Below are 13,828 nucleotides of genomic sequence, written 5' to 3'. Positions count from 1 at the left end.
TATAGGTTCTGCCAGCCGAAACGCTTGTTTTTACTCCGTAAAAATTACGAAAAGCGTTTATTCCGATGCGCTGTCTGAGCAAACTTCACAGTGGGGATCGCGGGCTACTTTCATCGTGCGGAACTGTAAGGTCATGGCATCGTACAGCAGCAGTTGACCGGCAACCGGGCTGCCGTAGTCGGTGAGTGTGCGAATTGCCTCCATCGCCTGGAGAGAACCGATCACCCCGACCAGCGGTGCCATCACACCGGCTTCCACGCAGCTGAGCGTTGCGGCACCAAACAGCCGGCTGATGCAGCGATAGCACGGTTCGTTATTGCCCCAGCGAAACACGCTGATTTGCCCTTCCATACGAATCGCCGCGCCGGAAACCAGCGGCGTTTTGCTGCCATAGCACAGGCGGTTGAGCTGTTCACGCGTGGCGACGTTATCGCAGCAGTCGACCACCAGATGATGATCGGCAATCAGCTGCGCCAGTTCGCCATCGTCAAGCTGCGCATTTATCGTGCTGTAGCGGATCTGCGAGTTGATGGCTGCCAAACGCGCACGCGCTGACTCGACTTTCGCCATACCCAGCTGCGCTTCGCCGTGCAGCACCTGCCGCTGCAGGTTCGACAGTGAAACGCTGTCGAAGTCGAGCAGGGTCAGATGACCGACGCCCGCAGCGGCAAGATACTGGCTGGCGGCACAGCCCAGCCCGCCCAGCCCGACCACCAGCACGCTTGCCGCTTTCAGCTGCTCCTGGCCTTCAAAATCAAAGCCGCGCAGCACAATCTGGCGGTTGTAGCGCAGCATCTCTTCATCGCTGAGTTCGGGATGCATATCAACCTTCCAGCAGTGCGTTAAACGGTTCAATCTCCACCCACTCACCGGGCTGTACAGTGCCGCGTTCGCGCTCAAGAACGATAAAGCAGTTTGCCTGATGCCATGAGCTGAAGACGTGAGAACCCTGATGGCCGGTAGATTTCACCTCCAGTTCTCCCTGCGCGTTACGCAGCAGGAGCCCGCGCTGGAAGTCGAGGCGGCCCGGCGATTTTTTTAGCACATCGGCACTGCGTACCCGCTGGCGCGGCGGCAGGGCAGGGCCGCTTTGACCGGTGAGTTTAGCCAGCAGCGGCTGCACCAGCTGATAGAACGTGAGCATGGCCGAGACAGGATTGCCCGGCAGGCCGCAGAACCAGCTGTTTTTCAGTCGGCCAAAGGCGAACGGTTTACCCGGTTTGATCGCCAGTTTCCAGAAGGTGACTTCGCCCAGTTCTTCAAGCATCTCCCTGGTGTAATCGGCCTCGCCAACGGAGACACCGCCGCTGCTGATCACCACGTCAGCACGGGCGTCGGCTTCATGAAAAGCGGCACGTAGCGCATCGCGATCGTCACGAATAATGCCCAGATCGATCACTTCACAGCCCAGCTTATTCAGCATCAGATGCACGGCAAAGCGGTTAGTGTCGTAGATCTGCCCGGCGGCCAGCGGCTGGCCCGGTGATTGCAGTTCATCACCCGTGGAGAAAATCGCCACGCGTAACGGGCGCAGTACCTGCACGCTGGCGATCCCCAGCGAGGCCAGCAGCGGCAGTTCGGCGGCGCCGAGCCTGACACCGGCGGTCAGTACTTCGCTTCCCTGGCGGATATCTTCGCCAGCGCGGCGGATGTTTTGCCCGGCACTGACTTTGGCGGTAATCACCACCGCGTCACCCTGCTGTTCGGTCTGTTCCTGCATCACCACGGCTTCACATCCCGCAGGTATCGGCGCGCCGGTCATAATGCGAATACAGCTGCCGGCCGGCCAGTTACCGTTAAAAGGCGAACCGGCAAAGGCTTTACCCGCGACGGTCAGCGGCGTGCCGGATTGAACATCGGCCATGCGGACGGCATAGCCATCCATCGCAGAATTATCAAAAGGGGGAACCGCCATCGGCGATATTACCGGCGACGCATTGATGCGTCCTGCCGCCTGCGGCAGCGGTAAAAGCTCACTTTCATCAATAGGGGTAATGCGGCTCAGCATGTTGCTCAGGGCATCGTCGAGGGAGATCAATCCCGATGTAAACGCTTCCATAACTTCTCCTCGGTTCGCGCCGCAGGGCGGGCGAAATGCTTTTGGCAGTATTATGGCGCGATTCGACAGCAGGGTCACGCATGCTGAAAACGGCGGTGCGAAAGTACGAAACGCAGCTAAGTTAGAACCATTGGTTATTATCAGGGTGCGAACTTTCCGCTTTACAACCTCAGGTATGCTACCTATAGTCAAAACGGTATTTTTTCAAAAAATACCAGCTAACCCGGTGTTTTTCATGCTGATTTAACAGACAGGATAAATAATCATGGTCAGAGCGACGATTGCCATCCACGGTGGTGCAGGCACGATAACTCGTACCAGTATGGATGCAAAAGCCGAGCAACGCTATCGTCAGGCGCTGACGCAGATCGTGGCCAGCGCCCAGGCGATGCTGGCCAGCGGTGCCAGCGCGCTGGATGTGGTAACCGAAGCGGTCCGTCTGTTGGAAGAATGCCCGATGTTTAACGCCGGGGTGGGATCGGTATTTACCCATCAGGCGACCCACGAACTTGATGCCTGCGTGATGGATGGTCGGACCCTTGAGGCCGGGGCTGTCGCGGGCGTATCCCATATTCGTAATCCGGTGCTGGCAGCGCGCGCGGTGCTGGAACACAGTCCCCACGTGCTGTTCACTGGCGCCGGTGCGGAATCGTTTGCGGCTGCCCAGGGGCTGGAAATGGTTGCCGCTGACTTTTTCTCTACGCCGGGGCGCCGCAAGCAGCTTGAACGCGCGCAGAACCAGCAGAAAGTGGTGCTGGATCACGACGAAGCCCGTTCGGGCGAGCCGCTCGACCCGGATCGTAAAATGGGCACCGTCGGTGCCGTCGCGCTGGATTCCGCAGGAAATCTTGCTGCAGCTACCTCCACCGGTGGCATGACCAATAAACAGGTTGGCCGGGTGGGTGACTCCCCGCTGCCGGGCGCGGGCTGTTATGCCAGCGATACGGTGGCGGTATCCTGTACCGGTACCGGCGAAGTCTTTATTCGTACTCTTGCGGCCTATGACGTTGCCGCACTGATGAACTACGGCGGCCTGTCGCTTCAGCAGGCAACCGAACGGGTCGTTATGGAAAAAATCCCTCAGCTCGGCGGCAGCGGTGGGCTGATCGCCATCGATCGCCAGGGAAATGTGCTGTTGCCGTTTAACAGTGAAGGGATGTATCGCGGTTACGGCGTGGTCGGCGAAGCGCCGGTGGCGGCTATTTTTCGCGAGGAGTATTGATGAGCGCGCTTCACCAGCACAATGAACTGGTGCTGACGGTCAGTGACCTCAGCGTTAGTTTTCAGCAGGAAGGTCAGCGCATTCAGGCGGTAAATAATCTCTCGTTAACGGTTCGCGAAGGCGAAACGCTGGCGATTGTCGGCGAGTCCGGCTCCGGTAAATCGGTGACTTCACTGGCACTGATGCGGCTGGTAGAACAGGGCGGCGGCAGCATTGATAGCGGCAGTATTCTGCTGCGTCGCCGCAATCAGCAGCAGGTCGATCTGGCGACGCTCTCCGCCCGGAAACTGCGTGAGATTCGCGGTGCCGATATCGCGATGATCTTTCAGGAGCCGATGACCTCGCTGAACCCGGTGTTTCCGGTCGGTGAGCAAATCGCCGAATCTATTCGCCTGCATCAGGGTAAAGATCACCAGCAGGCGCTGGAGGAAGCGAAGCGCATGCTGGATCTGGTCCGCATTCCGGAAGCTAAAAATATTATGTCCCGCTATCCGCATCAGCTTTCCGGCGGCATGCGTCAGCGGGTGATGATCGCCATGGCGCTCTCCTGTCGCCCCGCGCTGCTGATTGCCGACGAGCCGACCACCGCGCTGGATGTGACCATTCAGGCGCAGATCCTGCAGCTGATCCGCGTGCTGCAAAAGGAAATGCAAATGGGGGTGATATTTATCACTCACGATATGGGCGTGGTGGCGGAAATGGCCGATAGGGTACAGGTGATGTATCGCGGCAACGTAGTGGAAACCGGCGAAGTAGAAACGCTGTTTTCCGCACCGAAAGAGCCTTACACCCGTGCGCTGCTGGCGGCGGTGCCAAAACTCGGTGCAATGACCGGTCGCCCCTTTCCGCAGAAGTTTCCACTGGTGGGTGAAGAAGATCCCACGGCGGAACTGCCGCAGGATACCGTGCGTAAAGACGGCCCGCCGCTGCTGCAGGTTCGCGATCTGGTGACCCGTTTTGATATTCGCAGCGGTATCTTTAACCGCGTTACACGGCGAGTGCATGCGGTGGAAAAAGTCAGCTTCGATCTTCATCACGGCGAAACGCTGGCGCTGGTCGGTGAATCCGGCTGTGGCAAATCCACCACCGGGCGCTCGCTACTGCGGCTGGTAGAGAGCCAGGGCGGCTCGATTACCTTTGACGGTAAGCGCATCGATCTGCTCAAGGGCAGCGCGCTGTCGCATCTGCGCCGCGATATTCAGTTTATTTTTCAGGATCCATACGCCTCTCTCGATCCGCGTCTGACGGTGGGCTACTCGATTATGGAGCCGCTGCTGGTCCACGGCATCGCCCGTGGGCAGGAGGCCGAGCAGCGAGTGGCCAGCCTGCTGGAGCGGGTCGGGCTGCTGCCGGAACATGCGCAGCGCTATCCGCACGAATTTTCCGGCGGCCAGCGGCAGCGTATCTGTATCGCCCGGGCGCTGGCGCTGAATCCGAAGGTGGTGATTGCCGATGAATCGGTGTCTGCGCTGGACGTGTCGATTCAGGCACAGATTATTAATCTGATGCTTGACCTCCAGCGCGACTACGGCATTGCGTTTTTGTTTATTTCCCATGATATGGCGGTGGTTGAGCGCATCAGTCACCGGGTGGCGGTGATGTATCTGGGGCAGATCGTAGAGATCGGCCCGCGCCAGGCCGTCTTTGAAAACCCGCAGCATCCGTATACCCGCAAGCTGATGGCGGCCGTGCCGGTCGCCCAGCCCGGCCATCGCCGCCGCGAGCGAGCGCTGCTTGTTGATGAAATTCCCAGCCCGATCCGTGCCCTTGGCGATGAGCCGCTGGTGGCCCCGCTGGTTGAGGTCAGTGCCGGGCATTATGTTGCCCGACATGTGATTAACCGCGCCTGATTATTTGATAATGAAAATAAGAGACAGGAGATTGAGATGATGGTTCTGAAAACGCGTAAGCTGTTGTTAACCGCCGGGCTGCTGGGCACTATTGCCGCTCTGCCTGCCTGGGCGGCGAAGGATGTCACTATCGCCGTGGCCTCCAACTTCACCACCCTCGACCCGTATGATGCCAACGATACGCTGTCGCAGGCGGTGGCGAAATCCTTCTATCAGGGCCTGTTTGGTTTTGATAAGGATATGAAACTGCAGAACGTGCTGGCCGAGAGTTATCAGGTCAGCCCCGACGGTCTGAACTACACCATCAAACTGCGCAGCGGCGTGAAGTTCCAGGACGGTACGGAGTTCAACGCGGCGGCGGTGAAGGCCAACCTCGATCGCGCCAGCAATCCTGACAATCACCTCAAGCGCTTTAACCTGTTTAAAGTGGTGTCCGGCACTGAAGTTATCGACCCGACCACGGTGAAGATTACGCTTTCGCAGCCGTTCTCCGCCTTTATCAATACCCTGGCCAGCCCGGTGGCGGCGATGATCTCCCCGGACGCGCTGACGAAGTACGGTAAGGATATCGGCTTCCACCCTGTGGGAACCGGTCCGTATGAATTTGTCACCTGGAATCAAACCGACTTCGTTAAAGTGAAGAAGTTTGACGGCTACTGGAAGCCGGGCTATCCGAAGCTGGATTCGATTACCTGGCGGCCGGTGGTCGACAACAATACTCGTTCAGCAATGCTGCAAACCGGTGAGGCGAACTTTGCTTTCCCGATCCCCTTCGAGCAGGCCAAACTGCTGGAAAAAAACAGCAAGCTCGATCTGGTCACCTCGCCATCGATTATGCAGCGCTACATCAGCCTGAATGTCACCCAGAAGCCGTTTGATAACCCGAAAGTGCGCGAGGCGATTAACTACGCGATTAATCGTGATGCGCTGGCGAAAGTGGCCTTTGCCGGTTACGCCACCCCGGCTACCGGCATAGTTCCGCCGTCTATTCAGTACGCGCAGAGCTATCCGGCACCGGAGTACAACCCGGCGAAGGCGCGCGAGCTGCTGAAAGAGGCGGGCTATCCTGACGGTTTCAGCACCACGCTGTGGTCATCCCATAACCACAGCACCGCGCAGAAGGTGCTGCAGTTTACCCAGCAGCAGCTGGCGCAGGTGGGGATTAAGGTACAGCTGACGGCAATGGATGCCGGCCAGCGTGCGGCGCAGGTTGAAGATAAGGGTCAGAAAGAGAGCGGCGTGCGGATGTTCTACACCGGCTGGTCGGCGTCAACCGGTGAAGCCAACTGGGCGCTGACGCCGCTGTTTGCCACCCAGTCCTGGCCGCCAACCATCTTTAATACCGCCTTCTACAGCAATCCGCAGGTGGATAAAGATCTGACCGACGCGCTGAACACTACCGACGGCGAGAAGAAATCCGCCCTGTATAAAGATGCCCAGGATCTCATCTGGAAAGATCAGCCGTGGGTGCCGCTGGTGGTAGAGAAGCTGGTTTCCGCCAACACTAAAAACCTGACCGGTTTCTACGTGATGCCGGATACCTCGTTCAGCTTCGACGATGCTGACCTGAAGTAACGCCCGACAGCAAAAACGCCCCCTGTGAAGGGGGCGTAGGAACATCGATGCTTAACTATTTTATTAAACGCCTGCTGGGCCTGATCCCGACGCTGCTGATTGTGGCGGTGCTGGTGTTTCTGTTTGTTCATCTTTTACCGGGAGACCCGGCGCGATTGATTGCCGGCCGCGAAGCGGATGCCGAAGTGGTGGCGATGGTACGCGAACAGCTGGGGCTGGATTTGCCGCTGCCGCAGCAGTTCTGGCGCTATATCACCAATGCGTTGCAGGGGGATTTTGGCCTGTCGATGGTGTCTAAACGCCCGGTGTCTGAAGAGATTGCGCTACGCTTTATGCCCACTTTCTGGCTGACGCTGAGCAGCATGGCGTGGTCGGTTGTTTTCGGCATGGCGATTGGCATTGTTTCCGCCGTGTGGCGCAACCGCTGGCCCGACCGTCTGGGGATGACGCTGGCGGTGTCCGGCATTTCCTTCCCGGCTTTTGCTCTGGGTATCCTGCTGATGCAGGTTTTTTCCGTTGAGCTGGGCTGGTTGCCGACCGTTGGCGCTGACAGCTGGCAGCACTATATTTTACCCTCGATTACCCTTGGTGCCGCCGTAGCGGCAGTGATGGCTCGCTTTACCCGCGCGTCGTTTGTCGAAGTGATGCAGGAAGATTACATGCGTACTGCGCGGGCCAAAGGCGTGCGTGAATCGCTGGTGGTGGTCAAGCACGGCCTGCGCAATGCGATGATCCCGGTGGTGACCATGATGGGGCTGCAGTTTGGTTTCCTGCTCGGCGGATCGATCGTCGTGGAGGTGGTGTTCAACTGGCCTGGGCTGGGACGGCTGCTCGTTGATTCCGTTGAGATGCGTGATTATCCGGTGATTCAGGCCGAAGTGCTGCTGTTCTCACTGGAGTTTATCCTGATTAATTTGATGGTCGATATGCTCTACGCGGCGATCAATCCGGCAATTCGCTACAAATAAGGATGGTTGATGCTTAACTGGCGACGCAAAGCTGCGCTATCCGCACTGCCGACAATCAGCCCCGATCGTCTGCGTACTCCGTGGCGTGAGTTCTGGCGGCGTTTTCGTCGTCAGCATCTGGCGATGGCGGCAGCCATATTTATCGTGCTGCTGGTCGTGGTGGCTGCATTTGCCCCCCTGCTGGCACCGTTCGATGCGGAAAACTATTTTGACTACGACAGGCTTAATGAAGGGCCGTCGATGCTGCACTGGTTCGGCGTGGATGCGCTGGGCCGCGATATCTTCAGCCGCGTGCTGCTCGGTGCGCGTTTGTCGCTGGTTGCCGGGGTCTTTTCGGTGGCGGTGGGGGCCGCTATCGGCACGCTGCTGGGTTTGCTGGCTGGCTATTACGAAGGCTGGTGGGACCGCATTATTATGCGCATCTGCGACGTGCTTTTCGCCTTTCCCGGTATCCTGCTGGCGATAGCGGTGGTGGCGGTACTCGGAAACGGCATGTCTAACGTGATCCTCGCGGTGGCGATTTTCAGCATTCCAGCCTTTGCCCGGCTGGTGCGCGGTAATACCCTGGTGTTGAAGCACCTGACCTATATTGAATCCGCGCGCAGCATCGGTGCGCCGGACTGGGTGATTATTCTGCGCCATATTCTGCCGGGAACGCTCTCTTCCATCGTGGTGTATTTCACGATGCGTATCGGCACCTCGATTATCTCTGCCGCCAGCCTGTCGTTTCTGGGGCTGGGTGCTCAGCCGCCAACGCCGGAGTGGGGCGCAATGCTCAATGCGGCGCAGGCGGATATGGTGATGGCACCGCACGTGGCGATCTTTCCGAGTCTGGCCATTTTCCTGACGGTGCTGGCCTTCAATCTGCTGGGGGATGGTCTGCGCGATGCGCTGGACCCTAAACTGAAGCACTGAAGCACTGAAGCACTGAAGCACTGATAGCACTGATAGCACTGATAGCACTTTGAGCGCGCAGGGAGAGCTGCGCGCTCAAACCATCCGGTTGACATTACCCAACGCCCACCGTGCGGTTCACATCATCCAGCTCAGAGCATTTAACTTACATCGTCCTTCTCACGGCACATCATCCAACTTACATCATCCTTCTCACGCCACATCATCCAGCTTACATCATGCGGCTGAGCACGACCGCGGCAGCGTAGATCGCGATGGCAACAATGCTGATGCAGGTTCCGCATGAAATTGCGCGCGCCGAACGGCCGGTGCCGAGGTAGTGGGTTTCCAGTACGATAATATTCGCTGCGGGCGGCAGCAGGCAGAACAGATACAGCGTGGCCGCGTTATCGGTCAGTATCTGAATGTCATAAAGATGCCCACATAACAACAAGGCGCTGACCAGCAGGAAAATGGCCCCGCCGCGCAGTAGAAAAGGGCGCAGCTCGTTACGGAAATCCGCTGCCGTCACCCGGACTTTCGCCAGCCAGAATCCCAGAATAGCCATCCCAAGGAAGCTCATCAGAAATTTGGCAGCATCGTAAAGTCCTTCCCCGAACTGGGTAATCTGCTCGCCGAAAGGGATCAGCACGATACCCGCACCCAGCGCCAGCACCGGCGGCGTTTTTAGCAGACCTTTCAGGTCCAGGCCCGCGCCGGAGAGCATACCTGCACCAATCGAATTGCCAAAAATCGAACTGCCGACGTACGCGGCGATAACGATCACTATCGCCTGAGCGGAGAACAGGGCGCTGACGATGGGCAGACCCAGCCAGCCGATATTCAGATAGAAGAAGCAAAGATGCTGCACCGGATCGCGGCTAACAAGGCGGCCAACGCTCAGTAAAATCAGCATTAACAGCGCGGTGACCAGAATAATGCCGCTCATGGCATGAAAGTGGCTGGAGACGTTATAGATGATGACCAGCGGAATGATGAGTCGGGTTAACAGCAGGGAAGCCAGCGCTTTGAAATCCCAGCGGCTATGCCCCATAGCGTAACCCGCCAGCAGATAAATCAGCGGTAGGAAAATGGTCATCGGCGTTCCTTAGCGTTTTTTCCGGCTGAATGATATAGCACTTTTGTTAATGAATTGTCATTGACTAATACTCAGGCATGCTGCCTCTAAGTAGTTGTTTGTAGAACTGGGAGTTGGCGCTGGCTGGCCGTGCCCATGGCGGACGTCCTGCCTCTAAGTTGTTTGCATCGCTTGGAGTTGGCGCTGGCTGGCCGTGCCCCCGTTCGGGCGGTCCTCGCGCCGCGTTGCGGTTCCTTCACTTCATTCGTCAGCCTCACGGACCGGCCCAGACGCGCGTCCTGCGCGGCTGGGCCTTTCGCCTGCGTCCATGCAGGCGAATCCTGGCTTCCTCTCTGCGTTCAGCGCTGCGGATTGCCCGAGCGGGGGCACGGCCAGCCTGCTTTCTGACTTTTGCGTTGCCTGATCTTTAAATAACTCTGTAGGTTCATGCTTACATCTAATGCTAAAACGACGTTCAGGCAGCGATGATAAGCTCAAAGGGGAAAGCCTCTGCTGCTGCGTAAGGGCATCCGCAGCGCTGAGGTGGAGGCATTACGCCAGGAGAAGGCAGCAGGGACGCTGCCATCAGGCCGGGTTTGAACAGGGACGTTCAATCCTGGCCGATCCGTCGGCGAAATGGCGTAACCGAAGGCACCGCAACGCGGCGCGAGGACCGCCCGGAGCAGCAGCAGAGGCTGAACCTCATGCACCCATCCCTCAGCGGCATGTGCATGAACTCATACCATACACGAATCAATAGTGATGGATTCCGTTCAGCGCTGCGGATTTCCCATTCCTCATTAAGGTTTTGTAAAAAGCCCGCCGCTTTAGCCCCGATTCGCTACGGTTATCTGATACATCCCGTTACGGAGAGAAAACAATGTTCAAACCTCTGGCCGCTGTTAGCCTGCTTGTACTGCTGTTTAGCCCGACGGCGATGGCGGAAAACGTAACGGTTGAGGAACTACAGGATGGCCTTAATCATCCCTGGGCACTGGCGTTCTTACCTGATAATCAGGGGATGTTAATCACTGAACGATCCGGCGAGCTCCGGCGCTGGCAGGCCGGAAAAGGGCTATCTGCGCCGCTTAAAGGCGTACCGGAAGTCTGGATCCGCAGTCAGGGTGGCCTGCTTGACGTAGTGCTGGCCCCCGACTTTGCCGAGAGCCGCCGCGTCTGGCTGAGCTATACGCGAGGCGAGTCGGATGGACGCGGTGGGGCTGCCGTAGGTTATGGCAGATTGAGCGAGGATTATCAGCAGCTCAGCGATTTCCGCGAAGTGATCCGCCAGCAGCCGGGCCTTTCCGGCGGGGCTAATCTGGGTACCCGCATGGCCTTCGACGACAGTGGCGATCTGTTTATTGCCTTCGGGGATAACTTCCAGGCGGAAAAAGCGCAGGATCTGAATGCGCTACAGGGAAAAATTGTGCGGCTGAAGGCGGATGGTTCAATACCGCCGGATAATCCGCTAGTGGGTAAAGCAGGGGCGCGCCCGGAAATCTGGACGTGGGGAATGCGCAACCCGCAGGGGCTGGCGCTCAATCCCTGGACCCGGCAGATGTGGGAGAGCGAACACGGTCCACGCGGCGGTGATGAAGTGAATATTTTACGTAAAGGGGCCAACTACGGCTGGCCGCTGGCGACCTGGGGTATCGATTACAGCGGCGCGAAAGTTCCCGGCTCAAAAGGCGGCGAGGTTGAGGGAACGCTGCAGCCGATCTGGTACTGGAAGGTTTCACCCGCTATCAGCGGTATGGCATTTTATAACAGCGACCGCTTTTCGCAGTGGAAAAACTCGCTGTTTATCGGCGCGCTGAAGGAAAAGAATCTGATTCGGCTCAGCCTGAACGGCGAGCGGGTAGTCGATCAGCAGCGCCTGCTTGAGGATCGCGGCGAGCGCATTCGCGATGTCCGCGTGGGGCCGGACGGCTGGCTGTATCTGCTCACCGATGAGTCCGACGGCAAGCTGCTGCGGGTGGGGCTGGCTCCCTGAAGTACAGCGTCTAACGTACCCAGTTACACACTTCCCAGCCGCGCTGCTGCGCCAGGGAGAGCAGTGTATCGGCCGGATTCACCACGTGCGGGCGATCGGCATTTTCCAGCATCGGCAGATCGTTTATTGAGTCGCTGTAGGCCCAGGTTTTCTCAAACTGACGGGCGCTGCTCTGAGACAGCCAGCGATTAACGCACTCCACCTTGCCTTCTTTATAGGTCAGCGGTCCGAAGATTTTGCCACTGTAGCGGCTGTCGACCACCTCGACGCCAATCGCCAGTGCGCAATCGGCACCCAGGCGTTGCGCAATGGGGGCCACCAGATGCTCGCCGCTGGCGGAAATCACCATTACCGTATCGCCGCGCTGCTGATGCCAGCGCATACGCTCGCGTGCCGCCGGATAGACGCGTGGCACAATGTCACGCTGGATAAATCGACGTATCCAGCCGCTAACCGTCGAGGTCGCCAGGCCCGCCAGCGGTGCAAGCGTGGTATCCATATATTCTTCCATTGAAAGAGTTCCCTGATAGTACCGATCCATCAGCGCCTGCTCCTGTTGAAGGATCGCGGGAGGGGCGAAGCCCTGAGAAACCAGCCAGTGTAGCCATAATCCTGTGCTGTCTTCACAAATAATAGTTTCATCCAGGTCAAACAGTGCGAGATCCATGGTCACTCCTCCTCAGCAGATTGCTCTCAGAGTAGCGAATTATTGTGACAGGCTTAACCGTTTAGCCCTAATTCAGAATTAGTCCTGGTGTAATCGTGTCGGGGTTGGCGATTATTTACCCATCATGACAGGCAAGGTTAAGATTTATCTAATAAACTCTAAGAAACTTTACGGTTCGAAGGTTCTTTTAAGTGATGTAACGTCTTAGTGTAGGGTGGCTCTGTACCCGATTGCGCTTCGAATACACGTCTTTCAAATGGATATCCGGTCACGCCATGAAGAAAAAACTCCTTTCTGCCAGCGTTATTACGCTGGTCACTGCCACAACGGTGTTATTGACACTGCCAGCGGCCTACGCTGAACAGGCTCCTGCTGCGCCTCAAATTGATGCCAAAGCCTGGATATTGATGGATTACAACAGCGGTAAAGTGCTGACGGAATACAAGGCGGACGATCGCCTCGATCCGGCCAGCCTGACCAAAATGATGGCCAGCTATGTGATTGGTCAGGCGTTGAAATCCGGCAAAATTAACAAAGATGATATGGTCACCGTGGGTAAAGATGCCTGGGCGACCGGCAATCCAGTATTGCAGGGGTCATCGCTGATGTTCCTGAAGCCGGGGGATCGCATCCCGGTTTCAGAGCTGAACAAAGGCATTATCATTCAGTCCGGCAATGACGCCAGTATCGCCCTGGCGGATTATGTTGCGGGCAGTCAGGATTCTTTCGTTGGCCTGATGAACAATTACGCGAAGGCGCTGGGTTTACAGAATACCCATTTTAAGACCGTACACGGGCTGGATTCTGACGGGCAGTACAGTACCGCTCGTGATATGGCGCTGATTGGTCAGGCCCTAATCCGCGATGTGCCCGATGAGTATGCGATTCACAAAGAGAAAGAGTTTACTTTCAATAAAATCCGCCAGTACAACCGTAATCGCCTGCTGTGGAGCACCAATTTGCAGGTGGACGGCATTAAGACCGGCCATACTTCCGGCGCGGGAAATAACCTTGTCGCATCGGCGGTTGACGGCGATCAGCGGCTGATTTCCGTGGTGCTGGGGACGGCAACCGATGCGATTCGCATGCGTGAAAGCGAGAAGCTGTTGACCTGGGGGTTCCGTTTTTATGAAACGGTGACCCCGATAAAGGCCGGTAAACCGTTTGCCACGCAGCGCGTCTGGTACGGTGAGCAAAGCGAGGTCAATCTTGGTGTTGCTAAGGATGCGGCAATCACCGTGCCGAAGGGACAGATGAAGAATCTGAAAGCCAGCTTTACGCTGACTCAGCCGCAGCTCACTGCGCCGCTGGCAAAAAATCAGGTGGTTGGCACCATTGATTTCCAGCTGGATGGCAAATCCATCGATCAGCGTCCGCTGGTGGTATTGGAAGAAGTGAAAGAGGCGGGATTCTTTGGCCGTATCTGGGACTTTATCGTGATGAAAATCACCGGGCTGTTTAGCTAACGCTAATTGTTGCTGACTTACGCTCGTGAAGCAGGGGCGGACCGGTCGGTCCGCCC

At 57.4% G+C, this 13,828-nt stretch carries 11 protein-coding genes; 7 read left to right on the top strand and 4 right to left on the bottom strand.

From position 1 onward, the window contains the following. Positions 1-57: 57 nt before the first annotated feature. Together moeB and moeA are read right to left on the bottom strand one after the other, a co-directional pair. The gene (gene moeB, locus JOE09_RS06960) at positions 58-822 is read right to left on the bottom strand and encodes a molybdopterin-synthase adenylyltransferase MoeB (RefSeq protein ID WP_205065277.1); all 765 of its coding nucleotides are present in this window, start codon (positions 820-822) and stop codon (positions 58-60) included. Position 823: 1 nt separating this feature from the next. Beyond that, positions 824-2,059 carry a molybdopterin molybdotransferase MoeA gene (gene moeA, locus JOE09_RS06955; protein WP_205065276.1) on the bottom strand — a complete coding sequence of 412 codons (1,236 nt, stop codon included), beginning with the start codon at positions 2,057-2,059 and terminating at the stop codon, positions 824-826. Positions 2,060-2,324: 265 nt separating this feature from the next. Here moeA and JOE09_RS06950 point away from each other — a divergent pair, with 265 nt between their 5' ends. Genes JOE09_RS06950 through gsiD form a run of 5 tightly spaced genes read left to right on the top strand, consistent with a single transcriptional unit; the run spans position 2,325 to position 8,589 of the window. After that, positions 2,325-3,281: an isoaspartyl peptidase/L-asparaginase gene (locus JOE09_RS06950; RefSeq protein WP_205065275.1), complete on the top strand. Its 957-nt coding sequence runs from the start codon at positions 2,325-2,327 to the stop codon at positions 3,279-3,281. Next, positions 3,281-5,131, top strand: a complete 1,851-nt coding sequence (gene gsiA, locus JOE09_RS06945; RefSeq protein WP_205065274.1) for a glutathione ABC transporter ATP-binding protein GsiA — start codon at positions 3,281-3,283, stop codon at positions 5,129-5,131. Before JOE09_RS06950 ends, gsiA begins: the two co-directional genes overlap by 1 nt. A 36-nt stretch (positions 5,132-5,167) precedes the next feature. Beyond that, entirely contained in the window at positions 5,168-6,706 is a 1,539-nt protein-coding gene (gsiB, locus tag JOE09_RS06940; protein ID WP_205065273.1) for a glutathione ABC transporter substrate-binding protein GsiB, read from the top strand. Between the two features lie 47 nt (positions 6,707-6,753). Then, positions 6,754-7,674, top strand: coding sequence for a glutathione ABC transporter permease GsiC (gene gsiC, locus JOE09_RS06935; RefSeq protein ID WP_105593496.1), 921 nt, complete (start codon positions 6,754-6,756; stop codon positions 7,672-7,674). A gap of 9 nt (positions 7,675-7,683) precedes the next feature. Beyond that, complete coding sequence (gsiD, locus tag JOE09_RS06930; RefSeq protein ID WP_200562202.1) at positions 7,684-8,589, top strand: glutathione ABC transporter permease GsiD; 906 nt, start codon at positions 7,684-7,686, stop codon at positions 8,587-8,589. Between the two features lie 211 nt (positions 8,590-8,800). On the opposite strand, the gene JOE09_RS06925 is transcribed toward gsiD, so the two are convergent. Beyond that, positions 8,801-9,667, bottom strand: coding sequence for an AEC family transporter (locus JOE09_RS06925; RefSeq protein WP_205065272.1), 867 nt, complete (start codon positions 9,665-9,667; stop codon positions 8,801-8,803). Between the two features lie 859 nt (positions 9,668-10,526). Between JOE09_RS06925 and JOE09_RS06920 the strand changes: the two genes are divergently transcribed. After that, entirely contained in the window at positions 10,527-11,639 is a 1,113-nt protein-coding gene (locus JOE09_RS06920; RefSeq protein WP_205065271.1) for a PQQ-dependent sugar dehydrogenase, read from the top strand. 10 nt (positions 11,640-11,649) lie between these two features. Here JOE09_RS06920 and JOE09_RS06915 read toward each other — a convergent pair whose 3' ends face one another. Further along, positions 11,650-12,306, bottom strand: coding sequence for an HAD family hydrolase (locus JOE09_RS06915; protein ID WP_105593492.1), 657 nt, complete (start codon positions 12,304-12,306; stop codon positions 11,650-11,652). A 275-nt stretch (positions 12,307-12,581) separates the two neighbouring features. On the opposite strand from JOE09_RS06915, the gene JOE09_RS06910 reads away from it, so the two are divergent. Next, on the top strand, positions 12,582-13,772 hold the full coding sequence (locus tag JOE09_RS06910; protein WP_205065270.1) for a serine hydrolase: 1,191 nt from the start codon (positions 12,582-12,584) through the stop codon (positions 13,770-13,772). Positions 13,773-13,828: the final 56 nt, after the last annotated feature.

The sequence above is a fragment of the Pantoea coffeiphila genome (assembly GCF_016909495.1).
Classification (GTDB): domain Bacteria; phylum Pseudomonadota; class Gammaproteobacteria; order Enterobacterales; family Enterobacteriaceae; genus Erwinia; species Erwinia coffeiphila.
Note: the sequence above shows the minus strand (reverse complement) of the source record. Positions and strands in the feature narration are given on the sequence as shown.